Origin of the sequence: Aquimarina rhodophyticola (assembly GCF_042434915.1) — a bacterium.
Classification (GTDB): Bacteria; Bacteroidota; Bacteroidia; order Flavobacteriales; family Flavobacteriaceae; genus Aquimarina.
The window spans coordinates 359776-384231 of the sequence record NZ_CP170198.1; the positions used below are offsets into that span (position 1 = coordinate 359776).

At 33.6% G+C, this 24456-nt stretch carries 20 protein-coding genes and 1 other RNA gene; 13 read left to right on the top strand and 8 right to left on the bottom strand.

Annotated features, from left to right (window positions below):
• Positions 1-18 precede the first annotated feature (18 nt).
• Complete coding sequence (locus tag ACE939_RS01590; protein WP_378187025.1) at positions 19-3693, top strand: G8 domain-containing protein; 3675 nt, start codon at positions 19-21, stop codon at positions 3691-3693.
• Between the two features lie 371 nt (positions 3694-4064).
• Here ACE939_RS01590 and ssrA read toward each other — a convergent pair.
• Positions 4065-4462, bottom strand: a transfer-messenger RNA (tmRNA) gene (ssrA, locus tag ACE939_RS01595).
• Positions 4463-4567: 105 nt separating this feature from the next.
• Between ssrA and ACE939_RS01600 the strand changes: the two genes are divergently transcribed.
• The 4 genes from ACE939_RS01600 (at position 4568) to ACE939_RS01615 (ending at position 8555) form a co-directional block, all read left to right on the top strand.
• The gene (locus ACE939_RS01600) at positions 4568-5776 is read left to right on the top strand and encodes an NAD(P)-dependent oxidoreductase (protein WP_378188405.1); all 1209 of its coding nucleotides are present in this window, start codon (positions 4568-4570) and stop codon (positions 5774-5776) included.
• A 33-nt stretch (positions 5777-5809) separates the two neighbouring features.
• Positions 5810-6637, top strand: a complete 828-nt coding sequence (gene pyrF, locus ACE939_RS01605) for an orotidine-5'-phosphate decarboxylase (protein ID WP_378187026.1) — start codon at positions 5810-5812, stop codon at positions 6635-6637.
• Between the two features lie 261 nt (positions 6638-6898).
• On the top strand, positions 6899-7702 hold the full coding sequence (locus ACE939_RS01610) for an ABC transporter substrate-binding protein (protein WP_378187027.1): 804 nt from the start codon (positions 6899-6901) through the stop codon (positions 7700-7702).
• A gap of 73 nt (positions 7703-7775) precedes the next feature.
• Positions 7776-8555, top strand: a complete 780-nt coding sequence (locus ACE939_RS01615) for an alpha/beta fold hydrolase (RefSeq protein WP_378187029.1) — start codon at positions 7776-7778, stop codon at positions 8553-8555.
• A gap of 6 nt (positions 8556-8561) precedes the next feature.
• On the opposite strand, the gene ACE939_RS01620 is transcribed toward ACE939_RS01615, so the two are convergent.
• Positions 8562-8756, bottom strand: coding sequence for a Lacal_2735 family protein (locus ACE939_RS01620; protein ID WP_378187030.1), 195 nt, complete (start codon positions 8754-8756; stop codon positions 8562-8564).
• Positions 8757-8902: 146 nt separating this feature from the next.
• Positions 8903-9607: a DUF4197 domain-containing protein gene (locus ACE939_RS01625; RefSeq protein ID WP_378187031.1), complete on the bottom strand. Its 705-nt coding sequence runs from the start codon at positions 9605-9607 to the stop codon at positions 8903-8905.
• A 464-nt stretch (positions 9608-10071) separates the two neighbouring features.
• Here ACE939_RS01625 and ACE939_RS01630 point away from each other — a divergent pair, with 464 nt between their 5' ends.
• Positions 10072-13515: a methylmalonyl-CoA mutase family protein gene (locus ACE939_RS01630; protein WP_378187033.1), complete on the top strand. Its 3444-nt coding sequence runs from the start codon at positions 10072-10074 to the stop codon at positions 13513-13515.
• 87 nt (positions 13516-13602) lie between these two features.
• On the opposite strand, the gene ACE939_RS01635 is transcribed toward ACE939_RS01630, so the two are convergent.
• Positions 13603-13986 carry a hypothetical protein gene (locus ACE939_RS01635; protein WP_378187034.1) on the bottom strand — a complete coding sequence of 128 codons (384 nt, stop codon included), beginning with the start codon at positions 13984-13986 and terminating at the stop codon, positions 13603-13605.
• A gap of 115 nt (positions 13987-14101) precedes the next feature.
• Here ACE939_RS01635 and ACE939_RS01640 point away from each other — a divergent pair, with 115 nt between their 5' ends.
• Both ACE939_RS01640 and ACE939_RS01645 read left to right on the top strand, forming a co-directional pair.
• Entirely contained in the window at positions 14102-14539 is a 438-nt protein-coding gene (locus ACE939_RS01640; RefSeq protein WP_378187035.1) for an Lrp/AsnC family transcriptional regulator, read from the top strand.
• 511 nt (positions 14540-15050) lie between these two features.
• Positions 15051-15236 carry a DUF1328 domain-containing protein gene (locus ACE939_RS01645; RefSeq protein WP_378187036.1) on the top strand — a complete coding sequence of 62 codons (186 nt, stop codon included), beginning with the start codon at positions 15051-15053 and terminating at the stop codon, positions 15234-15236.
• A 40-nt stretch (positions 15237-15276) separates the two neighbouring features.
• Here the strand turns inward: ACE939_RS01645 and ACE939_RS01650 are convergent, their stop codons facing one another.
• Positions 15277-16485: an MFS transporter gene (locus ACE939_RS01650; protein ID WP_378187037.1), complete on the bottom strand. Its 1209-nt coding sequence runs from the start codon at positions 16483-16485 to the stop codon at positions 15277-15279.
• Positions 16486-16605: 120 nt separating this feature from the next.
• On the opposite strand from ACE939_RS01650, the gene ACE939_RS01655 reads away from it, so the two are divergent.
• Positions 16606-17223, top strand: coding sequence for a DUF1684 domain-containing protein (locus tag ACE939_RS01655; RefSeq protein ID WP_378187038.1), 618 nt, complete (start codon positions 16606-16608; stop codon positions 17221-17223).
• Positions 17224-17454: 231 nt separating this feature from the next.
• Here the strand turns inward: ACE939_RS01655 and crcB are convergent, their stop codons facing one another.
• Both crcB and ACE939_RS01665 read right to left on the bottom strand, forming a co-directional pair.
• Positions 17455-17820, bottom strand: coding sequence for a fluoride efflux transporter CrcB (crcB, locus tag ACE939_RS01660; RefSeq protein WP_378187039.1), 366 nt, complete (start codon positions 17818-17820; stop codon positions 17455-17457).
• A gap of 55 nt (positions 17821-17875) precedes the next feature.
• Entirely contained in the window at positions 17876-18907 is a 1032-nt protein-coding gene (locus ACE939_RS01665; RefSeq protein WP_378187040.1) for a GyrI-like domain-containing protein, read from the bottom strand.
• 213 nt (positions 18908-19120) lie between these two features.
• Here ACE939_RS01665 and ACE939_RS01670 point away from each other — a divergent pair, with 213 nt between their 5' ends.
• Positions 19121-21172, top strand: a complete 2052-nt coding sequence (locus tag ACE939_RS01670; RefSeq protein WP_378187041.1) for a dihydrofolate reductase — start codon at positions 19121-19123, stop codon at positions 21170-21172.
• Positions 21173-21495: 323 nt separating this feature from the next.
• Positions 21496-21882, top strand: coding sequence for a hypothetical protein (locus tag ACE939_RS01675; RefSeq protein ID WP_378187042.1), 387 nt, complete (start codon positions 21496-21498; stop codon positions 21880-21882).
• A gap of 62 nt (positions 21883-21944) precedes the next feature.
• On the opposite strand, the gene ACE939_RS01680 is transcribed toward ACE939_RS01675, so the two are convergent.
• Positions 21945-23012: a branched-chain amino acid aminotransferase gene (locus ACE939_RS01680; RefSeq protein ID WP_378187043.1), complete on the bottom strand. Its 1068-nt coding sequence runs from the start codon at positions 23010-23012 to the stop codon at positions 21945-21947.
• A 181-nt stretch (positions 23013-23193) separates the two neighbouring features.
• On the opposite strand from ACE939_RS01680, the gene ACE939_RS01685 reads away from it, so the two are divergent.
• Together ACE939_RS01685 and mnmD are read left to right on the top strand one after the other, a co-directional pair.
• Positions 23194-23700 carry a DUF4920 domain-containing protein gene (locus tag ACE939_RS01685; RefSeq protein ID WP_378187044.1) on the top strand — a complete coding sequence of 169 codons (507 nt, stop codon included), beginning with the start codon at positions 23194-23196 and terminating at the stop codon, positions 23698-23700.
• A gap of 12 nt (positions 23701-23712) precedes the next feature.
• Positions 23713-24387 carry a tRNA (5-methylaminomethyl-2-thiouridine)(34)-methyltransferase MnmD gene (gene mnmD, locus ACE939_RS01690; protein WP_378187045.1) on the top strand — a complete coding sequence of 225 codons (675 nt, stop codon included), beginning with the start codon at positions 23713-23715 and terminating at the stop codon, positions 24385-24387.
• The last annotated feature ends 69 nt before the right edge of the window (positions 24388-24456 follow it).

Genomic DNA, 24456 nt, shown 5'->3' on the forward strand with positions numbered 1-24456 from the left:
TGTTAATATACATAAATCATGATAAATTTCTCAAAAAATCAAATGGGTTTTGATATAAAAGTGTGTAAAAATTATCAGTTTTTAATTGCGTTACTTTTTTCAATTCTATCCTTTAAAATAGTTTTGTCTTTTACGATTGATAAAGTATACAATAATATCCCATTCAAAATTACATCGACTATTGAGTGTACTTCGTCCAATAATTTAACCACCCTACAACCTGTGGCCGATGGACTTTGGAATCAACCTCGTATTTGGCCTAACGGTAAACTCCCCACAATAAATGATGATGTAGTAATTCCTGTGGGTAGAAAAATAACTCTAGCAGGAACATGCCGAGCAAGGACCATTAAGGTCAATGGTGTAGTAAATGCTATCAATTGGAAAAATAATGATGCTTGGATTAATCTAGAAACTCAAAGTATTATAATTTCTGGAAAATTTGAAATAGGTACAATATCTCGACCCTATGCTGCAAAAGAAAAATGCGTAATAACTTTAAAAGGAGATAAGTTTAATAATGCTCCAGCATCACATAAAGGCATCATGGTAATGGGTGGAGGTAGTCTAGAACTACATGGAAAAAATAGAAAGAGTTGGACAAACCTTGCCGTTACTGCCAATGTCGGAGCTACACAAATTACTTTGATCAATGCTGTTGATTGGGAAGTTGGAGATAAAATTGCGTTAACTGCTACAGGGTTAGCCAGTGGACGATCAAAGGCTTGGAATAATGTTGATGAAGCTGTAATCACAGCCATTAGTAGGGATAAAAGAACGCTTACCTTAAAAACACCTTTGAAACATAAACATATAGGAGGATCAAAGTCTTATACCAGAGCTAGAGATGGAAAAACATGGAAGGTGAATATACAGGGTGAAGTGGGTTTACTATCTCATTATATAAAAATTCAGGGGAAAATGAATGGTGCTAATGAAACCAATGGTTATGGAGGTCACATTATGCTTATGAAGAATTCTATTGCGCATGTAGCGCATGTAGAACTTTACAAAATGGGCCAAAAAGGAATTTTAGGGAGGTATCCATTTCACTGGCATTTAAACGAGGACAAAGCAAAAGGCAGCTATTTAAGAAATAGTAGCGTACACAGATCATTTAATAGAGCGGTAACCATTCATGGTACAGACTATGTAACAGTAGATGGTATATTTGCTTATGATCATATTGGTCACGGTATATTTTTTGAAGATGGAGGCGAACGTTTTAATTCCATAAAAAATAATGTAATTTTTGTAACTAGGCGTCCAAAAAAAGGAGAAGAAGTTACACCTTCTGATAATCAATTTAATACTCTTCAAAACAGAACGCCAGCTTCATACTGGATTACCAATCCAAATAACTATTTTGAGAATAATGTAGCAGCAGGTACAGAAGGAACAGGATTCTGGTTTGCCTTTCCTGAAAAAGGTCCTATGTTTGACTCTAGAAATCTTTCTTATTATAATCGAATGGTCGTTTGGAAGGAACCACTAGGTAAATTTGATGGTTTTGTAGCACATACCTGTATGAATGGTTGGGACGTTTTTGATCAATTAAACGATAATCATTCTATAAAAACTAATTTTGGATGGGATATACGAACTGACCAATATATACAAAACGGTTTGTTTTATGGAAATGATCAAGCCATATATAGTGGGTTAGGTGTTAAGGGGGATCCTACAAAAGTGGTGTACAGAAACTGTATTTTCACTGATAACAAAACCATTACGATGCTTGCATCTGACATTACCATTGAGAATAGTCTTTTTAATGTAGATACAAGTCTGGGTGTTTTCAAAGGCACGCGAGAATTCTATAAGTTTTATGATGGTCCAGGAAGACATATCGATTGTCATTTCGAAGGTTGGAACCTCGAAAACGCTAAAATGATGCAACAGAAAGAAGGAGTGGGTGCTACCGAAAATTTGAATCCTATTTTTAAAGGAACTACCAAAGGATTTTCAGAACCCTTTCCATTTACATTTGTAAAATTAGCCCCTAACGCTCGTCCTAGAAAGGTAGCATTAGGTTTTAAGGATTATGATGGCGGATTCTTAGGCAAAGCCCATACCACACTGGTTAGGGATGTTTCTTTTTATAGAGATGGACATGAATACAGACATCCCTCCTGGAAAAATATGGCTCGATCAGATTATTACCTTGGGAACTTATGGTTACAAGGAATGGGGAATGATCCAGCCATATCGATAGTACGAACAAAACCAGGTACAGATAATGCTTGTTTATACGAATCAGGATCGACTAAAGGAACCTATAAAGCAGGACTATTTGTCAACGAAGGATTTACATATAATTATTACTTGTCTAAAATTCCAAGTAGTAAAAAAATACAGCTTATTTGGTATCGGGGAGATCCAGGTGATCTAACTTTAGTGAATTTTAAGGGGTTTGGAAAACTTAGTGGATTTAAAGTGAGCGGATCCAACATTAAGAAACTAACATCTAAAGCCGAAATAGAGGCTTCAAAAGATCTTGCGTATTTTATAGCTAGTAACGGAGATGTGTATGTGAAATTGAGAGCTAAAGGAGGAAATGGTAGAACGAATGTTTTTTTTAGATGGAACGGAATTGGTAATTATAATGCACTTGCATTGCCCTGTACTAAAAATGACTTTAGTGCAGTAAAGAATACTACGCCACCAACTGTTAGTTTTCAAAGTCCAACTAATAACCAATTTGATCAAGGAGATGACCTAGGAGTGATCGTGAATGCTTCAGATAGTGATGGGACTATAGTGAATGTTAAACTATATATCAATGATATATTGGTGAGACAGGAAGGTGTAGCTCCCTATAAATGGGGAACAGAAAATCTCGATCAAAATGATGTAATATTATCAAATCTTGTGGCAGGAAATTATAATTTAAAGGCAGTGGCTACAGACAATGAAGGTAATACATCAGAAGCTTTTTTCATATTAACTGTGCAAAACAATCAATCTATTAAAACCAACCATGCTCCTATACATGATGTTTACCTACAAGGTAGTACAAGATTCAATACTGCAAATGTTAGAGTAGAAACAGGTAAAAGGACAAGCTATTTAATGTTTGATCTAAGCACGATTAATGGAGATGTAAGCAGTGCTGAACTCAAGCTTACTGTGGATTCTGATTCTGGAAACGGCAATATTAACGTATATCTGGGAAATAGTACTAATTGGACAGAATTTAATCTTTCTAATAGCAATAAACCAAGTAAAGAAAATTTGTTAGCTTCAAAAAATACTACATATACTGTAAATGGGACTTATATTTGGAACCTTAATAGTATTACCGTTGGTGATAAATTGAGTTTAATTGTAGAGCAATTTTCAGGGGATGATGTGAGTTTCTGGTCAAAAGAAGGAACTATAAAACCTGAATTGGTAATTACAACCAGTAATAACAAACTCGCTAGAAAGTTGTTCCCCCAGGAAATGAGAAAAGCAAAAATTTCTATATATCCAAATCCAGTTAGAGATGTGGTGTATTTGAAAGACCTGTCTTTTTTAGCATATCAGGTGAAAATATACAGTTTTGATGGTCAAGAAGTTGCGTCTAGATCTCTACATGAAAAACAAGTTACTGCAAAACTTGATATGAATAACTTACTCCCAGGCATATATTTTGTCAAAGTGTACGCTAAAGACGATGCTATCATTATAACTAAATTGCTGAAAGAATAGATTATTTAAATAAACTTCCTATCTTTTTTATATAGAGATGGGAAGTTTATATAAGACCATATTGATTCAAAGTATAAAATTCAATTTTTGAATAGAAAGACAAATTAATCAGATCAATTAGAATTACTTGATCAACAAACGAATTTAAAGAAGAAACCCGTAGGTTAATTGAGTCTCAAAAAGACAAGGAAAAAGAAAAAACCGAATCCTTTCAAAGCGAGATTATAATTTATGTGATGTTAGGAGTTGTTCTAATAGTAGGAGAGGGCCGAGAGTTAAAAAAGGTCCTGTGGACATTTTTAGTGAAGGAGCCAGATGGCGCATTGGCCGAATCCCCCGAAAAAACAAAAACCTGCCAAGTGGCAGGTTTGTAGTGGAGTCGGAGGGATTCGAACCCTCGTCCAAACAAGTAATCAAATAGCTTTCTACACGCTTAGTTTTTGTTTAGATTTTCGTCTGCTTGCCGGTCAAAAACTACCAACGCACAGCTTATTCTCAATTAATTTCAAAACCAAATCAAGATCCTTTGGTTTCTAGGTTTATTTTTACGATACTCAAAACCAAACGCCATAAACCAAGGCTTTTGAAGAGTATCCTGCTTGTCTACCTTGTAGACCGAGGCATTATCCTACTAAAATTCAGATTATGCAGCTAGGGCGTAGTTATTCTCGCCGTTTAAAAAAGTTGAAATATGATATTTACGAGCTATATCCCAGCGCTCGACGTGCTTACCATCTCATTAGTCTCGCTGTCAAAACCAGTCGACCCCAATAAACTCCCTCTTTAACAGTAAAAAAGAGTTGGCAAAGATAGTCATAATTGTCATATCTTTAACCTCATAATTAAATAAACAAAATACATACCAAATTATATGATTACATTCGGAATTATTAAGGAACGTAAAAATCCGCCAGATCGTCGCGTTGTCTTCTCTCCGCAGCATTTAGCTATGGCAAAAAAACAGTTTCCCGAAGCGCGGTTTATAGTTGAGAGTTCTAACATTCGCGTGTTTTCTGATCAAGAATATAAAAATGCAGGATTTGAAGTAACTCAAGACATTTCGCAATGCGATGTCTTAATCGGTGTAAAAGAAGTACCAAAAGAAGCACTGCTTCCCAATAAAAAATATTTCTTTTTTTCTCATACAATCAAAAAACAGCCTTATAATAGAGAGTTACTACGTACGATTCTCAAAAAAAAAATAGAGCTATACGATCACGAAGTGATAACGAATCAACAAGGTTTTAGGCTGATAGGTTTTGGGCGTTATGCTGGTATTGTTGGAGCATACAATGCAGTGCGAACTTGGGGACTCAAAACAGAAGATTTTACATTGCCAAAAGCTAATGAATTAGATGATCAACCTGCACTGGTTAATGCACTTTTGCAAATCAACCTACCTGCCATAAAAATTGTACTTACAGGTAAGGGTAAAGTGGGTAATGGAGCCAAAGAAATATTGGATGCTATGTCATTGCGAGAAGTTACCGTTAATCAATTTCTTAATCAAACCTTTAAAGAACCCGTATATGTGCAACTCGATGTAGAGGAGTATGTGAAAAAGAATGATGATAGCAAACTGATAGATAAATTTGATTTTTATAAAAACCCAGAGCACTATAAAAATGATTTTTTACGATTTACAAAGGTCAGTGATATGTTTATTGCAGGTCATTTTTACGGAGAAGGGGCACCTGTTTTTTATACCAAAGAGGATGTAGCTTCCACACATTTCAACATTAAAGTAGTTGCAGATATATCGTGTGATATCAACGGTCCTATCGCAACTACTATTCGCTCTTCAACTATTGCAGAACCTATTTATGGGTTTGATCCGGATAGCGGTACAGAGATAAATTTCAAAAATACAAGAGCAATTGCTGTAATGGCTGTCGATAATTTACCATGTGAATTACCAAAAGATGCCAGTGAAGGTTTTGGTCAAATGTTTATAGATAACGTATTGCCAGCATTTTTTAACAATGATAGCAATGGTATTTTGGAACGCGCCCGTATGACCCAAGAGGGTAAATTAACTGATAGATACAGTTATTTAAAAGAATACGTTACTTCAAGTTCATAAAATAAACAATTAGTCACTATAGCATCTATCACAATGACCACACAACATTTAATTGATCAAATTCACAAAAAACAATCCTTTCTCTGTATTGGTTTGGATGTAGATTTAGCCAAAATTCCGAAATATTTATTGGACAACCAAGATCCGATATTTGAGTTTAACAAAGCAATAATTGATGCAACTCATCACTTGGCTGTTGCCTATAAGCCTAATACAGCCTTTTATGAAGCCTATGGTTTAAAAGGATGGCAGTCTTTACAAAAAACTATTTCATATTTAAATCAAAATTATCCAGAGATATTTACCATTGCAGATGCAAAACGAGGAGATATAGGTAATACCAGTACCATGTACGCTAAAGCGTTTTTTGAAGATTTAGCATTCGATTCGGTTACAGTAGCACCTTATATGGGTAAAGACTCTGTAGAACCGTTTTTAGACTTTGAGAATAAACATACCATTTTATTAGCACTCACTTCTAATCAAGGAGCCTATGATTTTCAAACGAAGACTGTAGAGGGTGTTGAATTATATAAAAAGGTATTAGAAACATCTAAAACTTGGAAGAATGCTCAAAATCTTATGTATGTAGTAGGTGCAACCAAAGCAGAATTTTTAAAATCTATTAGAACTATAATTCCAGACAGCTTCTTATTGGTGCCAGGTGTAGGTGCTCAAGGCGGAAGTTTACTTGAAGTTTGTAAATACGGACTTAATGATCAAATTGGATTGTTGATTAATTCCTCTCGCGGAATTTTATATGCTTCTAAGGAATCTGATTTTGCTGAAGCAGCTAGGGAACAGGCGAGCCTTCTTCAAAAACAAATGGAGACTATTCTAATTAAAAAAGCAGGAATTTAATTGTAATAAATTCCTGCTTCTGTAATTTGCTTAACGTCTGTTTGCTCTAAACACGTATTTAACATATCCAATTAATCCATAGATAATAAAAAATACAAAAAACGCAAGTAAACCATACGGTACTAAATTAAGTAACATTGCATTCATAGCCCCAAGATTTAAATTAATAAAGTAAGAATATACTAATATTTGTAGGAATTTAATAATTTAAAGTGTTAAAAATTAGATAATTAAAATCCGAAAGCCTTTTTTTTCAACGTTATGAAAACTTTTATTGATCAGTTATCGCGTAGGGGTAAGATGCACCATAGCGTACCCACTATTGTATCTTTAGTTCCTTCACAAACAGAACTACTTATCGATTTAGGACTAAAAGCACAGGTAGTAGGGATTACTAAGTTTTGTGTGCATCCCAAAGATCTCAGAAAAAAGAAGGTTGTCGTGGGAGGAACTAAAAAAATTAATTATGAGAAAATACAAAAATTAAAGCCAGATATAATTCTTTGTAACAAGGAGGAAAATACCAAAGAAATAGTTGAAACATTGGAGAAAGACTATGCTGTACATGTTTCAGATATTATAACGTTAAAATCAGCATTACAATTGATAACAGACTATGGAGTATTATTTGATAAAGAGGAAAAGGCTGCAGAGATTGTTAAACGAATTAGAGCAGAGCATACAGATTTTAAAATGTATGTACAGTCATTTGTCCCTAAGACAGTACTTTATTTTATTTGGAAAAATCCATGGATGATTGCAGGTACATCTACATTTATCCAATCATTGTTAAAAGAAAATAATTTAAAAAATAAGTACGAAGGTTCAGAGCGGTATCCCTGTCTTAACATTGAAACCGATACTAACTATAAGAATGTAGAACTTATTTTACTTTCTTCAGAACCTTATCCCTTTACGATTAAACATATCGATGAATTAAAAATTCAGTTTCCATCTGCCCGAGTATTATTAGTAGATGGTGAATATTTCTCATGGTATGGTTCTCGATTACAGTATGCTTTTAGTTACTTTAAATCTTTGCAAAAAACAATAAGGCATGGCTAAACAAATCAAAGGAATGTGTTAATACTTTTGCCAAAAGTAAAATACCAAGTATCTTGCTTTCTAATAGTATTTTATGATTCACTATAATATTTATCGTCATAATACAAGTAAAAAGTGGGTCACTTTTGTCCATGGTGCGGGTGGGAGTTCTTCAATATGGTTTAAGCAATTGCGAGAGTTTAAAAAACACTTTAATATTTTACTATTAGATTTGCGAGGGCATGGCAATTCAGCACCAGTGTTAAAAGATTCTTTTAAAGAAAAGTATACGTTTGATGTTATAACAAACGATATTGTCGAGGTTATTAACAAGGAAAATATAAGATCCTCACACTTTGTCGGGATATCCTTAGGTACCATTTTAATACGTAATTTGGCAGAACGTCACCCAGAACGTGTTGATAGCATGATTATGGGAGGCGCTATTCTCAAATTAAATTTTAGATCCCAAGTACTCATGAGGCTTGGAGTCGTTTTTAAGTCGGTCATACCGTATCTGGTTTTGTATAAGTTTTTTGCATTTATTATAATGCCACGCAAAAACCATAAACAGTCTAGGATTCTTTTTGTAAATGAAGCAAAGAAACTTTATCAAAAAGAGTTTATTAGGTGGTTTAAATTAACATCAGAAATCAATCCGTTACTGCGATTTTTTAGAGCCAAGGATATTTCGATCCCTACACTATATGTTATGGGTGAACAAGATTACCTTTTTTTACCAGCCGTCAAAAAAGTGGTAAATGAGCATGCGAACTCTTTTCTAACCATTGTTATGCAATCTGGTCATGTTGTTAATGTAGAGGGTGCAGATGTTTTTAATCGAACCTCGGTCGATTTTATCTGTCGATTTTAAACAGTTTTAGTGTTGCTGTGTAGTTAAATTCTCAAAACTTTCTAATCGGCGTATCTCTTTTAATAAGGCACAAGCTTCAGTATTAATCTGATCGCTTTTATGCTTATCCTTTAATGCGATTACAAATGAGTTTTTCATCAATCTACAATATTTATTGCGTAATCGCTGAAGTCTATTTCTATTTTTGAGCCAAGTAATCATTTCTTATAAATTCTTTTAATGCAAAGCTATTCTATCTTGTGTAAGAATTTTCACAAAACATCGTTAAGAATATATAAAAGAAACACAAAAAAGGTATTTCAAAGATAATTTAGGTGTTTTTGTCTGTGTATATCCCTTTTTTTAATCTAATCTTGAAGTGCAAATACTCGCTTCAATAAGTCCGTGGTTCTCGCCTGTAAAGAAGTTCTAATTTGCTTTTCTTCTACCGCAATCATCTTGTACACTCCATCCAAAGCTTGCTTGGTAACATAATCGGTAAGATCTGGATTAACATCGCTAGTAAAAGGAATTGTGTTATATCGAGAAATAATAGTATTCCAAACCTTATCTGCACCCACTTTGGATAATGAAGAGTTAATAACTGGACTAAATTTTTGATACAGGGAGGTCGTGGTTCTACTTTCTAGATATTGAGTAGCAGAATTATCAGACCCTACCAAAATTTGTCGAGCGTCTGCAAAAGTAATTTGTTTGACAGCATTAACAAATATAGGAGTTGCTTCTTTTACAGCATCCTCTGCTGCTCGGTTTAAAACTTTAAGCCCCTCATCAGCAAGTTTACTCAAACCAATATCACGTAAGGTTTTATCGACTTTTTGTAACTCTGTAGGAAGTATGATCTTTACCAATTGATTCTTATAAAATCCATCTTGTTTGGTCAATTTGGTAACTTGCTTATCAATACCTTTATCAAGCGCCTGTCGTAAACCATTAGCAATATCAAAATCACTAACTCCAATAACTCCAGTTTGAGGTAGATTATTTACGACTTGTTGAAGCTCTGCACAACTTGTTAATACCAGTAGTAAAGCAAAATAGTAGGATTTCATAATATAAATTTAAATAAACATGTTCGATTTGAGAATTCAAATTTACTGTTTTTCTTGTTATACATTTTGTTTTAAAGTGGTAAAAACTAGTAACAATCGCATTATTCATGGATTTATCAGTTACATTACTAATGAGAAAATAGCAGCTTACACCTAATTTGTAATCTTTAATACTTTAAATAGATTCAGTTTTTTGGGTATTTGATGCTAGCAATACTACAAATTATAAAGGTTTGCATAAACTCTACCTTTTATAAGAATGTTTATAGCAAGTTGCGATATTGATTTTAGTACAATTATAATTTAAGTTGAAAATATTTGATAGGCAATTTGGTAATAGGTTTTTAAAAGATAGTATTACAAGTATAGTTTATGCAATTTAACTCTTATAATATTCTATAAAAAAGAACTATATAGATGCGAATTTCTTAAATTTGAAGCTTCAAATCAAGTATTTTTTATCGATGGAACAAATAGCACCCTATAAACCTAAGAATAAAGTTAGAATTGTAACCGCAGCTTCTCTTTTTGACGGTCACGATGCAGCAATTAATATCATGCGACGTATTATACAATCCACAGGAGTTGAAGTAATTCACTTAGGACATGATCGCAGTGTTGAAGAAGTAGTTAATTGTGCCATTCAAGAAGATGCTAATGCAATTGCAATGACATCCTATCAAGGAGGGCATAATGAATACTTTAAATATATGTATGACCTACTTAAGGAAAAGGGAGCTACACATATAAAAATTTTTGGAGGCGGCGGTGGCGTTATACTTCCAGAAGAGATAAAAGAATTAATGGAGTATGGTATTACACGAATCTATTCTCCAGATGATGGTAGATCTCTTGGACTGCAAGGAATGATAAATGATTTGGTAATGCAATCAGATTTTCCTATTGGAGAGAGTCTCAACGGCGAGGTAAATCATTTATCTAACAAAGAGGTAGGCGCTATAGCACGTGTTATCTCTGCTGCCGAGAATTTTCCAGAAACTGCAAAAAAGGCGTTAGACCAGATTCATATAAAAAATGAAACCTCAAAAACTCCAGTGCTCGGTATTACTGGTACAGGTGGAGCTGGTAAATCATCGCTTGTAGATGAATTAGTGCGACGTTTTCTTATTGATTTTAAAGATAAAACTATCGGAATCATATCGGTTGATCCATCCAAAAGAAAAACTGGCGGAGCTTTGTTAGGGGATAGAATAAGAATGAATGCCATCAATTCTCCCAGAGTATATATGCGTTCTTTGGCAACAAGACAATCAAATCTTGCGTTATCAAAATATGTGGCCGAAGCTATCGAAGTACTTAAAGCCGCAGAATATGATCTAATTATCTTAGAGACATCGGGTATCGGTCAGTCGGATACCGAAATAATTGAACACAGTGATACATCACTATATGTCATGACACCAGAATTTGGTGCGGCAACACAGTTAGAAAAAATTGATATGCTTGATTTTGCAGATCTGGTAGCAATCAATAAGTTTGATAAAAGAGGTTCTCTAGACGCTTTACGAGATGTAAAGAAACAGTATGTGCGTAATCATAATTTGTGGGATACACCGCAAGATGATCTGCCAGTATATGGTACCATTGCATCACAGTTTAATGATCCAGGAATGAATACGCTGTATAAGGCAATCATGGATAAAATTGTCGAGAAAACAGGTGCATCACTTGCATCAGATTTTCATATTTCTGAAGAAATGTCAGAAAAGATATTTGTGATTCCACCAAGTCGAACACGATATTTATCCGAGATTTCAGAGAGTAATCGTTCGTATGATACTGTTGTTAATACTCAGGTTGATGTAGCACAACGTTTATATGGTATCGGGCAAACTATTTTATCAGTTATAGATTTAAAAATTTCAGATCATGATTTTCTCACTAAAACAGGTGTTAATCAGGAGTTACTATTGACACATGTTACAGACGAAACGCGTTCTTTTTTAACACTACTATTTGATCAGTTTGAAAAAGTTAAGCTTAACCTTGATCCTTATAATTGGGAAATTTTAATTAATTGGGGTCAAAAAGTACAGCGATATAAAGATCCTATATATTCGTTTAAAGTACGCGATAAAGAGATAAAAATAGAAACACATACAGAATCTCTTTCTCACAGTCAAATACCCAAAGTCGCATTGCCTAAGTACAAAGCATGGGGCGATATCTTACGATGGTGTTTGCAAGAAAATGTACCAGGAGAGTTTCCATACGCTTCGGGACTATACCCTTTTAAAAGAACAGGAGAGGATCCTACAAGAATGTTTGCAGGTGAAGGAGGCCCCGAGCGTACAAATCGGAGATTTCATTATGTAAGCTTAGGAATGCCAGCAAAACGATTGTCTACAGCTTTCGATTCGGTAACATTATATGGTAATGACCCTGATTTGCGTCCAGATATTTATGGAAAAATAGGAAATGCAGGAGTTTCTATCTGTTGTTTGGACGATGCTAAAAAACTGTACTCTGGTTTTGACTTATCGCACGCAATGACATCTGTGAGTATGACTATCAACGGTCCAGCACCCATGCTTTTAGGATTTTTCATGAACGCTGCAATCGATCAGAATTGTGAAAAATATATTAAAGAAAATGGATTAGAACAAGAGGTTGAAGCTAAGATTTCAAAAATATATAAAGATAAGCAAGTAGATCGTCCACAGTATCAAGGAGATTTACCAAAAGGGAATGATGGGCTAGGCTTACTTTTATTAGGTGTTACAGGAGATCAAGTACTACCAAAAGAGGTATATCAAGAGATTAAAGAAAAAACTCTTAATGTGGTTCGTGGAACCGTACAAGCTGATATTTTAAAAGAAGACCAAGCGCAAAATACCTGTATTTTTTCTACCGAATTCGCATTGCGACTTATGGGAGATGTACAAGAATATTTTATAGAAAAACAGGTTCGTAACTTTTACTCGGTCTCAATCTCGGGTTATCATATAGCCGAAGCTGGAGCTAATCCAATTACTCAATTAGCGCTAACCTTAGCAAATGGATTTACCTATGTCGAGTATTATTTGAGTAGAGGGATGGATATTAATAAATTTGGACCAAATTTATCGTTCTTTTTCTCTAATGGTATTGATCCTGAGTATGCAGTAATCGGCAGGGTAGCGCGAAAAATTTGGGCAAAAGCACTCAAAAACAAATATGGCGCAAATTCTAGAGCACAAATGTTAAAATATCACATTCAAACTTCTGGACGTTCACTGCATGCTCAAGAAATTGATTTTAATGATATTCGTACAACCCTACAAGCGTTATATGCAATCTACGATAACTGTAATTCATTACATACGAATGCTTATGATGAAGCTATTACCACACCAACCGAAGAGTCCGTTCGTAGAGCTATGGCAATACAATTAATCATTAATAAAGAATTAGGTCTTGCAAAAAATGAAAATCCGATTCAAGGATCTTTTATAATCGAAGAGCTTACCGATCTTGTAGGAGAAGCAGTATTGACAGAATTTGACCGTATCACTGAGCGTGGCGGTGTACTTGGTGCCATGGAGACCATGTATCAAAGAAGTAAAATACAAGAAGAAAGTTTATATTATGAAACATTGAAGCATAATGGTGAATTTCCGATAATTGGTGTAAACACTTTTTTAAGTTCAAAAGGTTCTCCTACAGTGACACCAGGAGAGGTAATTCGTGCTACAGAAGAGGAAAAGCAATACCAAATTACAATTTTAAAAAATTTACAAAAGGCAAAAGAATCTGTGGCCAAAGAGGCTTTGGATAAAGTACAATATGCCGCAATTCATAACGAAAATATTTTTGAAGTATTGATGGAAGCTACAAAAGTATGTTCTCTAGGTCAAATAACTGCAGCTCTCTTTGAGGTTGGGGGTCAATATCGAAGAAATATGTAAACTTGTAGTACAAAATTTTCTTTACAAAAAGCCTTGTCTATACAAAATAGACAAGGCTTTAATTTTTTTTAGGTAGATTAGTTGAGATTACAAGTTCATCATCCAACCACGTTGCAATCGACGAAATTTTTTAATTTCTTTTCGAAGTAAAATAATGAAATCTTTCCCATTACTGTTACTTTTTTCTAAACGTTCACAAGAATGGGTTAGACGTTGTGTGAGCTTATAAAGTGTGTTTGCAGATTTTACTCGATCCTCTTGAAAAATTTGATTTTCGGCTTTTAAAATTTCTGGATAAAGTCCATTCGAGTGTTTTATGATATCCCCAGTAAAATAAATATGGGGGTTTTCACTTCCATCATTTTCTAAGGGTACAAAATCATGTGTGAGATATGAAGCTATTTGTCTCGATAGTTGTAAAATATCGTGAGCCTTTTTATATAGCTTTGTATGTCTAGAAGAGTTTTTCATATTTGATGCATATAAAAATACAAGATCTAAACAGGTGTATGGTATTGAATTTAAAGTAAAATCGCTATTTTGCTTAATAAAGTAATTTTTTAATCCTTTAAACTTAAAAAGAGTAGTGGACACTGTAAATTGGAAAATATTAAAGCTTTTACAAGCAAATGCACGTATTAGTAATGCAGAGATCGGGAGGGAAATAGGTTTAAGTTCTCCAGCTGTCGCTGAGCGAATTAAGAGAATGGAAGATGAAGATATAATAAAGGGTTATGGTACTCAAATTTCTTACTTTAAGGTTGGCTATCAACTTAAAGCTATTATAACCCTCAAAGCCTTTATGGGGCGATTGCAACCTTTTTTAATAAAAGTAAAAGAGTTTGATGAGGTTTTGAGCTGTTATCGTATTACAGGGAATGAAAATATTATTATGGAGGTCGTTTTAAAAGATCAAATACATCTTCAAGAATTTATTGATAGTCTTATAACATATGGAGAAGCTAAGACGCACATAATATTAAGTAGTCTAATAGAGAATAATCCTATTATTAGACGACTTTAAAAGAAAAGTAATAGTTTTTTAAATAAAAGTAATATTATAAGCTATGAGTTGTGAAAACAAATATGTATGAATTTTGAATAAAAAGTGTATTTTGTCGATAAAATATGTTTATTAACGTTTTAATTTTGAATTTTTTTTATAAAAAATTCAAAGTGTAAGAATAATTTTCCTATCTTTAAGTTATACAAAAAGTTAAAGGTATTTATGTGATATTAGAATTGTTTGTTATGTGACGACTTAATGTAACGTTTTAACTAATATGAATATCAGGATCAGATTATATGTGAGGACATTGGTAAGAAGACCCCAAATCTAACGACTGAAGAGAGTATATAATTTGCCCTATCAGAATAAAGCGCTCATATGAGCGCTTTTTCATTTAATATTTTATCGTTAAATTTTAACACACTTATTGTTAACTTTATGATTATCTGGTTAATATTCTATTAATTAGTATAACGTTATGTGGTGTCTGGCTATTTTTTTTTGATTTTTGAATAAAATTTAAATCATGAAAAAATACACTATACATTTTTTAATATCATCAATTATAACAGGACTAATTGGATTTGGAGGCTTTGATTTTACGGGAGTTGAGGTGGTAAGAATCCTTTTTATAGTAACCTTAGATTTCTTAATAATCTCTTTACTCGCCAAAGTATTATTCTATAAAAATTCTACCCATCAAGTACAATAATCTTATAAAGGTCAATATAATAGAACTCTTTTTGTCATAGTTAATGTCGCTGCCTCTTTAAAATTAATTCTATAATATATAGTAACAGTATAGCTACTAGCGTTAGTAGAGCCATTGTAATCCAAGTAAAAGTATACCCAAAATTCTCGATCAAACGCATACCCGTATTGTGACCTAAAATATGAGCAATAGAGAAAGACATACTGTACAAACCCATATATGCACCCTGCTTACCAAGTTTAGCACGTTCTAGGGCAAAAGCATTGCCAAATGGAAATGATATCATTTCTCCTAGAGTCGCCACAGCCATTCCTACTATCAGTATACCTGCCCAAGGGCTTATCAACAATAAAAGAAAACTTAACCCGGTTAATGCGGATCCAATTATTACATGTGTTAATTTTGAAAGAGACGTTTTTTCGAGATAAGCTATTAATGGCATTTCAAAAATAAAAATTAAGCCACCATTTAGCCCCAATAACAATCCTATATTTTCTTCACTCAATTTATAAATTTCCTTATAATATAGCGGTACTGTTGAAAAATATTGAACAAAAATAAATCCGAAGATAGCCAAGGAAATTAAAAAAAGTATGTAAACCCAATCTTTATGTGCAGGAAGCGGGTTTTTTACAACAATTTCTTTATCTACCTCTTTAGTTCTTTTAGGATTAAGGGTGTAGAGCATAAGACATCCCGCAACTATGCAAGTAATCCCGTCGATCCAAAACAAACCAAAATAACCAACACTTGCAATAATAAGTCCACCAACAGCTGGTCCCATAGAAAAGCCGAGATTAATAGCAAGTCTAATTAAAGTTAAAGATCGTGTTTTATTCTCTGGTTTACTGTAAGCACTCAACGCTAAAAAAAATGCTGGGCGCGCTGTATCTGCTACCAAAACTAATAGGAAGAAACCAAAACATATACTCCAAAAACTTTGTAGATATTGAATCACCATAAAGCCAATACCTGTAAGAAATAAAGAACCTAAAATTACTCTGTAATACCCTACGATAACACTTAGTTTACCCCCAAGCCAAGCACCTGCAAAAGATCCTAAACCATAACTGGTCATGATCCAACCAACTTGAGGAAGACTGAAATGAAGATCATCAGTGAGATATAAGGATAAAAATGGAATTACCATAGCACCAGAACGATTGACTAATGTAATTAATGCCAACCACCAGATTTCACGAGATAGTCCAGAGAATGACTCAATATATTTTGTTAATAATGTTTTCAAAATGTGACTATCTTCGAGTTAAAATAAAAAGTAGTAAAATTACTATAAATCATATAATTTTTGATAATATTAACTCGTTATGTTTTAATGGTTTGTACTTTTGCAAAAAAAATAAAAGACGTGAATAAAATTGTATTGATAAGTATGTTGTTTATAGGTATAATAGGATCGGCTCAAGATTCTATAGCTATCAAGCGAATCATATCTTTTCAAAATGATTTGAATAAAAAATTTATTTCTGAAGACACCAGTCCCTTGCCCGAAAAGGAGCTTTCTTCATTTGAAGCGTTGGAGTTTTTTGAGATAAACACTGCTTTTAGTATCAAAGCCAAATTTGTGCGTACACCATTTGAATCTCCATTCATGATGAAGACAAGTACAGAAAGCGAGTCTATTTACGTTAAATATGGCGAAGTGCATTTTAAAATTAACAAAATACCATATCGATTAAATATTTACCAAAATCAAGAATTAAAGACGCAGGCAGAATATGAAGAGTATCTATTTCTTCCTTTTACCGATTTATCAAATGGTATAAGTAGTTATATTGGCGGTAGATATATTGATCTTACAATTCCTGAAGGGGATACGATTTTAATAGATTTTAATACAGCATATAATCCCTATTGTGCATATAATCAGCGCTATTCTTGTCCTATGCCACCAAAAGAGAACCATCTTGATTTGGAAGTATTGGCTGGTGTAAAAAAAAATGATAAGTATATAGTCAACAACTAGCTTGATACTAATAAGCACATTTTGTATTGGTATTTTATTGATACAAATCAAATGTGCTATAGTTCAAAAAAGAGCTCTTAGTATCAACATGTTATTCAAAAGGATAGTTTGGTTGTATTTAAAGCCTTATGGTATGATTCGTTAGTTTAATAATTTCTATAATAAATTCTTTTCAATTGATCAGTTATATAAGTTGTACTTAACTATAGTATAAGATATTGTATAACAGAATTATTTAGCTAAAAACACACCTATAAACACGGCTGCAGTTGCCACTGTAATTGTACCCAAAGTGTATATGGCAAAAGAGCTGAAATCACCGTTTTTTAAAAAGTATTGATTTTCATAGGCAAACGTAGAAAAAGTAGTAAAACCTCCGCAGAAGCCTGTGGCAAGTAAAAAAATAAGAGAAGTATTTGTGGTCGTTGTTTTTAAGGTAGCTCCTAGAATTATCCCAATACAAAAACTCCCTACAACATTAACTACAAAGGTTCCTAAAGGTAAATCGAACCAAGAGTTGTTGAGCAGTTTACTTATCAAGAATCGCAGTACACTTCCTGCGCCGCCCCCAATAAAAATTAGGAAAACATTTTTCATTAAAAAGTTTGAATAAAGGCAGCTGTAGATCTTAAAAATACAGCTGCCTGTATATTTATTTTATAGGAATGTAAATCTCTGTGACCCATTCTGCAGGGTTCGGTTGTAATTCAGGATCAATTTTATAAACTTCAAAAGCAGGACTGGTTTCAGTTTCCAAATTATTTTCGGCGATATATGTATATCCTGCATTCCAAGCCTCCTTTAAATTAATATAATCCCCTGTCAAACTTATTTTAACAGCTTTTTGTCGAGGTAAGAAATCACAAAGTACAGCACTCTCTTTTGGTGTAACTACCTTATCTCTTGTGGGTATTGCAGTTGAAAAAATGGCAGTTCCTTGTTCCTCATTAAATTCATTGTATAAAGTAAACGGCATCCCCGTTTGAGGCAAATTATTTTGTCGCATATACGCTTTTACGGCTGGAAGCATCTGAGCCATTTTTTGAGGTATGGACGCGATAGAGGATGCGGTTGCATTATACATGTAAAATCCACCACCATGTTCGGTTATACCATCAACATTTATAGAATATACTTTCATTTGATCCTTAAGGTATTCTGAAAGATTTTTTAATCCTTTTTTATACATAGGACGAAGCGTTGAGGAGACGGTACTATCTTGAGTAAGCCAAAACGCTTTTTCCATAAACGATTGCTCCCCTTTCATTCCCCAAGTTACTTTAGTTTTATTTCCAGTAATTTTTTCTAATTTCCAATAGATATCACTCGTACTTTCTCCCACAGGTGTTATAAATGTAACGGATTGATCTATACTGCTAAAAGGAGCAGTTTTTAACGTTTTCATACTTCCATCACCTTTGGATTCACTTTTCCAACTATACGAAGCACCTTCACCACTAGTTTGATCGGGGTAGCTCATGATAAAATCATCACTATTATCCATCCAAGGCCCCCAAGCCTCCCAAGTTTTATATTCGTTAATAGTATTAAAAATAAGTTCATCTGGGGCATCAATAACTTTACTTTCTTCTACTTGAAAGTTTCCGTTAATGGTTGCAATATAAATTACCCCACCTATGATAACTAGCAGTAAAAGGAAGAATAAATATTTGATAATTTTCATGATAGTTAGTTTACGTTGTTCAATCAGCTAATATACGCAATTTTGTATTTGTAAAATTTTGCTTAATTCAAGAAGTTTAATAATATGCTAAGTAGTAATTTTTAGAATTTCAAATCGTAAAAGGCATTAGTAATGATGGATGCTAAGGACTATTAACCATAGTATAAGAACTATTAATTTTCTTACATTTGTTGTAAACAATTTAAAATTCGTATGAAACTTAGTAAATTAATAATTTTATTAGCATTACTTGGATTGGTAATCTGTTGTAAAAACGATCCAAAAGAAGTAAATAATTTAGAAATGAGTAGTTCTGTCGAGGCTAGTTCAGAAGATACATTTGATTATGTTGTAGAGCAATTTGCAGATCTTAAGCTTTTAAGATATCAGATTTCTGGATGGGAAAATCTCAGTCTTAAGGAACAAAAATTAGTATATTATCTTACACAAGCGGGTTTAAGTGGTAGAGATATCATGTGGGATCAAAACTATCGCCACAACTTGAAGATTAGAAAAGCCTTAGAGAATGTGTATGTTACTTACAGTGGTGATAAGAATGATGCCAATTGGAAGGCTTTTGAAACTTATCTTAAGAGAATTTGGTTCTCTAATGGAATTCATCATCACTACAGTAATGACAAAATAAAACCTAGTTTTGATAAAGATTATTTGAGTACCTTATTAGCTGCTACAAATACCGAATTATCAAAAGCTGCTTTTGAGGTAATTTTTAATGATAGGGATGCCAAAAAAGTAAATCAGTCCAAAGGTGTTGATAATGTTGCGATGTCCGCAGTTAATTTTTATGGTCCTCAGGTTACAAATCAGGATGTAATTAATTTTTACGCCAAAATGAAATCTCCTAACCCCAATAAGCCATTATCTTTTGGCTTAAATTCTCAGTTAGTTAAAGAAAATGGAGTTTTAAAAGAGCGAGTTTATAAATCAGGAGGTTTATATGGACAAGCAATCGATGAAATTATCAAATGGCTTAAAAAAGCTAAAGAAGTTGCCGAAAACGAAGCTCAAGGGAATGCAATTGGCTTGTTGATTGAATATTATAAAACAGGAGATCTACAGGTATGGGATGATTACAATGTTGCGTGGACTGCTGCTACCGAGGGTAATATTGATTATATCAACAGTTTTATAGAAGTTTATAATGATCCTTTAGGATATCGAGGATCCTACGAGACGATTGTTCAGATCAAAGATTTTGATATGAGTGAGAAGATGGCTGTCTTGTCACAAAATGCACAGTGGTTCGAGGATAACTCTCCATTAATGGATGCACATAAAAAAGATAGTGTTGTTGGAGTTACTTATAAAGTGGTTACCGTAGCAGGTGAGGCAGGAGATGCTTCTCCAAGCACACCAATTGGTGTGAATTTACCAAATGCTAATTGGATTCGCGCTGCGGTTGGTTCTAAGTCAGTTTCTTTAGGTAATATAATTAATGCTTACAATAATGCAGGTAATACAGGTAGACTTAAAGAATTTGTTCATGATGAAGAAGAACTGGCGTTAGAAGAGCAGTATGGTCAATTGGCTGATAAATTGCATACAGCTTTACATGAAGTTATTGGACATGCCTCTGGTAAGCTAAATCCAGGTGTAGGTGAAACCAAAGAAACCTTAAAAAACTATGCCTCAACAATGGAAGAAGGAAGAGCTGACTTGGTTGGTTTGTTTTATCTGATGGATCCAAAATTACAAGAATTAGGTCTGGTTGATGATTGGGAAAAAGTTGGTAAAGCAGCCTATGATGGTTATATTAGAAATGGATTAATGACACAATTGATTCGTCTCAATATTGGAGATGATGTCGAAGAGGCACATATGCGTAACCGACAGTGGGTAAGTGCTTGGGCGTTTGAAAAAGGAAAAAAGGAAGGTGTAATTCAAAAAATAACACGGGATGAGAAAACTTACTTTGATATAAAGGATTACACTAAGTTGAGAGCAATTTTTGGAGAATTATTGCGAGAAACTCAACGTATCAAATCCGAAGGCGATTATGCTGCTGCCGAAGCTTTGGTTGAGGGTTACGGAGTAAAAGTAGATCAAGCAATCCATAAAGAAGTACTACAACGTAATGAACAATTCAAATCTGCGCCATACAGTGGATTTGTTAATCCAGTTTTGGTTCCAGAAACAAATGATGCAGGAGAAATAACAGCTATCAAGGTTACACAACCAAAAGATTTTGTTACACAAATGATAACATATAGCAAACAGTACAACTTCTTACCAGAAGTTAATTAATAGTCTTTGTAAATTTGATGTATGATTAAATAGGGTGTTGTTGGCATCCTATTTAATTTTTGAGATACGTCTTTAAACCAAAGAGAATTAAGATAAAACAAATAAAACCAACTAAAATTAAAAAACTACCCTTATAATATTTGCGATGTAATTTTATATCCTTTTGATACGCAAAAAACATTAATACGATAAAAGCAATTACAAAACAAGCTGCAAATAACAATTGACCCGAACTAAACATAGATGTCTATTTTTAAGACAAAGATAAAACTTAGGTTCTAGTTACGTTAAAATAATAGCGCACTATCATAAAATTTTACACCATGAAAAATAAAATAACTGCGGTACAAGCATTTCATACCGCTTTCAAAATTGGATATCAGGAGCATCCTATCGCCAATTTGGGAGATCCAAAAAATAAATTGCGTTTTGAGTTAATGAAAGAAGAAAACGAAGAATATCTCGAAGCAGCTCAAAATAATGATCTTATAGAAGTAGCAGATGCCTTGGGAGATATGCTCTATATTTTATGCGGAACTATAATTGAACATGGTTTACAACATAAAATTGAAGAAGTGTTTGATGAGATTCAACGTAGTAATATGAGTAAATTAGACGATGATGGCAATCCTGTCTACAGAGAAGATGGGAAAGTTCTTAAAGGCCCAAATTATTTTAAACCCAATCTAAAAAAGATTTTAGAAGGCTGATATAAAAAGCCCTTTAAAGAAATTTCTTTAAAGGGCTTTTTATTATTACACTAGATGTATACTTACACCTTTACTCTCCATCCATATGGATCATCAGTTAAATTATATTGGATATCCATTAGTTTCTTTTTAAGAAGCGAAGCAAAACTCTTTTCTGGACGTTTTATCTCATAATGATTTTCTTTGTGACCAAAAGCCTTTATCGGACTTATGACTGCAGCGGTACCAGCACCAAACATCTCCTTAAGGCTTCCATCCTTAGCAGCCGCTACAATTTCACTAACCTTTATCGGTCGTACCTCGGTAGTAAGACCTTCTTTTTCGGCTAATGTTAATAAACTTTTACGCGTGATTCCGTCAAGAATTCGATCGCTAATTGGTGCCGTTAACAAAGTATCATTAATTCTAAAAAATATATTCATTGTTCCTGCCTCTTCCATGTATTCATGCGTGTCAGCATCGGTCCAAATCATTTGTTGATATCCTTTCTTTTTAGCCAAATTAGTTGGATAGAACTGCGCAGCATAATTTCCAGCAGCTTTGGCATACCCAACTCCGCCATTGGCAGATCTACTATATTTTTCTGATACAAGAACACTTACATCTCCAGCATAATAAGCTTGAGCCGGTGAACAGATAATCATAAATTTATACTCATTCGCTTCAGCAGCAGAGACACTAGCTTCAGTAGCAATTACGAAAGGGCGTAAATATAAAGAATTACCAATACCAGGTTGAATCCAATTTTTATCCAGAGTTACTAACTGTTTCAACCCATCCATAAAATAGTTTTCTGGGAATGATGGAATTGCTAAACGATTAGCCGATATATTTATACGATTAAAATTATCTTTTGGTCTAAACAAAAATACATCTCCTTTATCATCTTTGAATGCTTTCATTCCTTCAAAAACAGCTTGTCCATAGTGAAATACGCGTGCCGAAGGATCGATAGTTAAAGGACCATAAGGTTTGATATGCGGAGTTTGCCAGATACCATCCTTGAAATCACACTCAAACATATGGTCAGAGAATGTCTTTCCGAAATTAAGATTAGCAAAATCAACTTGATCTAACCTAGATTTAGTAACTGGAGTAATTTTAACCGAGTCTGTAATTTTATTTTCCATCAATATAATTTTAATGGTATAGAAATTAAAATATATGTTACCTACTTTTGTGTAGATTGGTAGGTGAACTTTACATGTTCTTTAGCTATACGTATAATTTGGACACAAAAATACCGATTTTAAACAAAATGAGAATTTTTAAAATGCTTATTTTTAACAATTGACAAAATTATAATGAATTATGAAAAAATCATATGGTTTAATTTTCTTTTTATCACTTCTACTAGGATGCTCATCATCTCAAAAAGAAGCTAACACTATAAAAGTTCAAGATTTAGATAAAGAAGGGTATGCAACCTTTGGGGAGCCTTTAAATAATGCTACAATTATAAATAGTACAGAATTAAAAGAGTATTATGCGCATCTAAAAGTAGGGGATACTTTGCCACTTACATTAATAAGTACAGTAGCGTCCGTATGTAAAGCAAAAGGATGTTGGATGAAGATTGATCTTGATGATATTACAGAGGCAAGAGTAACATTTAAAGACTATGGTTTCTTTGTTCCAAAAGATATAGAAAAAGACACTATCATTGCACAAGGTAAAGCCTTTATACAAGAAATGTCTGTAGCAGACCAAAAGCATTATGCTCAAGATGCTGGTAAATCTATTGAAGAAATAGCACAGATTGTGCAGCCTAAAAAAACATACTCCTTTATTGCAAGTGGCGTTTTGGTAAAGAAATAAACCTAAATTATATTGAAAAGAGAAATCATACTAACTGCTGATGGCTCAACAACTATTCAGATAGTGGATTGGGACGAGCAATACCATTCAATACACGGTGCTGTAAATGAGGCGTATCATGTTTTTGTTAGAACAGGTTTGCATTATTATTTGCAACAAACAGCTTCCAAAAAAATCAAAATTCTAGAAATGGGATTTGGTACAGGTCTCAATGCGTTTATAACTGCTTTAGAGGCAGATGATAAATCTTTACAGATACTGTATGAAGGTGTTGAAGCGTATCCGGTAAAGATAGAAGAAGCACAGGCTATGAATTATGCTACTCAAATTGATAAAACAAAAAATGCATTATTCACAAGGTTACATAGCAGTGTATGGGAAACTACTCAAGAAATCTCAGACACGATGCGGTTACTAAAAAGAAAACTTAATTTTTTGGATATCAGAGCAGACGAGGCCTATGACTTGATATATTTTGATGCCTTTGGTCCCAGGGTTCAACCAGAACTATGGACAGTAAATATGTTTAAAAGTATGTTTAATGCTTTGACACCTAATGGAGTATTAGTTACATACTCGGCAAAAGGTAGTGTACGTAGAGCTATGCAAGAAGTTGGCTTTACAGTGGAACGTTTACCTGGACCTCCAGGTAAGAGAGAAATGTTACGTGCCAGCAAGCTTTTGTAGTCGCTTCTCAAGTTTTTAATTTGTCCTTAAACCATTGTTAAACCTATAATAAAGGCATTGCATTTACCA

Bases quoted from the DNA above. Each gene is read 5' to 3' on its own strand.
- ACE939_RS01590 (WP_378187025.1), top strand. From the start codon at position 19: ATGATAAATTTCTCAAAAAATCAAATGGGTTTTGATATAAAAGTGTGT.
- pyrF (WP_378187026.1), top strand. From the start codon at position 5,810: ATGACCACACAACATTTAATTGATCAAATTCACAAAAAACAATCCTTT.
- ACE939_RS01610 (WP_378187027.1), top strand. From the start codon at position 6,899: ATGAAAACTTTTATTGATCAGTTATCGCGTAGGGGTAAGATGCACCAT.
- ACE939_RS01615 (WP_378187029.1), top strand. From the start codon at position 7,776: ATGATTCACTATAATATTTATCGTCATAATACAAGTAAAAAGTGGGTC.
- ACE939_RS01620 (WP_378187030.1), bottom strand. From the start codon at position 8,756: ATGATTACTTGGCTCAAAAATAGAAATAGACTTCAGCGATTACGCAAT.
- ACE939_RS01625 (WP_378187031.1), bottom strand. From the start codon at position 9,607: ATGAAATCCTACTATTTTGCTTTACTACTGGTATTAACAAGTTGTGCA.
- ACE939_RS01630 (WP_378187033.1), top strand. From the start codon at position 10,072: ATGGAACAAATAGCACCCTATAAACCTAAGAATAAAGTTAGAATTGTA.
- ACE939_RS01635 (WP_378187034.1), bottom strand. From the start codon at position 13,986: ATGAAAAACTCTTCTAGACATACAAAGCTATATAAAAAGGCTCACGAT.
- ACE939_RS01645 (WP_378187036.1), top strand. From the start codon at position 15,051: ATGAAAAAATACACTATACATTTTTTAATATCATCAATTATAACAGGA.
- crcB (WP_378187039.1), bottom strand. From the start codon at position 17,820: ATGAAAAATGTTTTCCTAATTTTTATTGGGGGCGGCGCAGGAAGTGTA.
- ACE939_RS01665 (WP_378187040.1), bottom strand. From the start codon at position 18,907: ATGAAAATTATCAAATATTTATTCTTCCTTTTACTGCTAGTTATCATA.
- ACE939_RS01670 (WP_378187041.1), top strand. From the start codon at position 19,121: ATGAAACTTAGTAAATTAATAATTTTATTAGCATTACTTGGATTGGTA.
- ACE939_RS01675 (WP_378187042.1), top strand. From the start codon at position 21,496: ATGAAAAATAAAATAACTGCGGTACAAGCATTTCATACCGCTTTCAAA.
- ACE939_RS01680 (WP_378187043.1), bottom strand. From the start codon at position 23,012: ATGGAAAATAAAATTACAGACTCGGTTAAAATTACTCCAGTTACTAAA.
- ACE939_RS01685 (WP_378187044.1), top strand. From the start codon at position 23,194: ATGAAAAAATCATATGGTTTAATTTTCTTTTTATCACTTCTACTAGGA.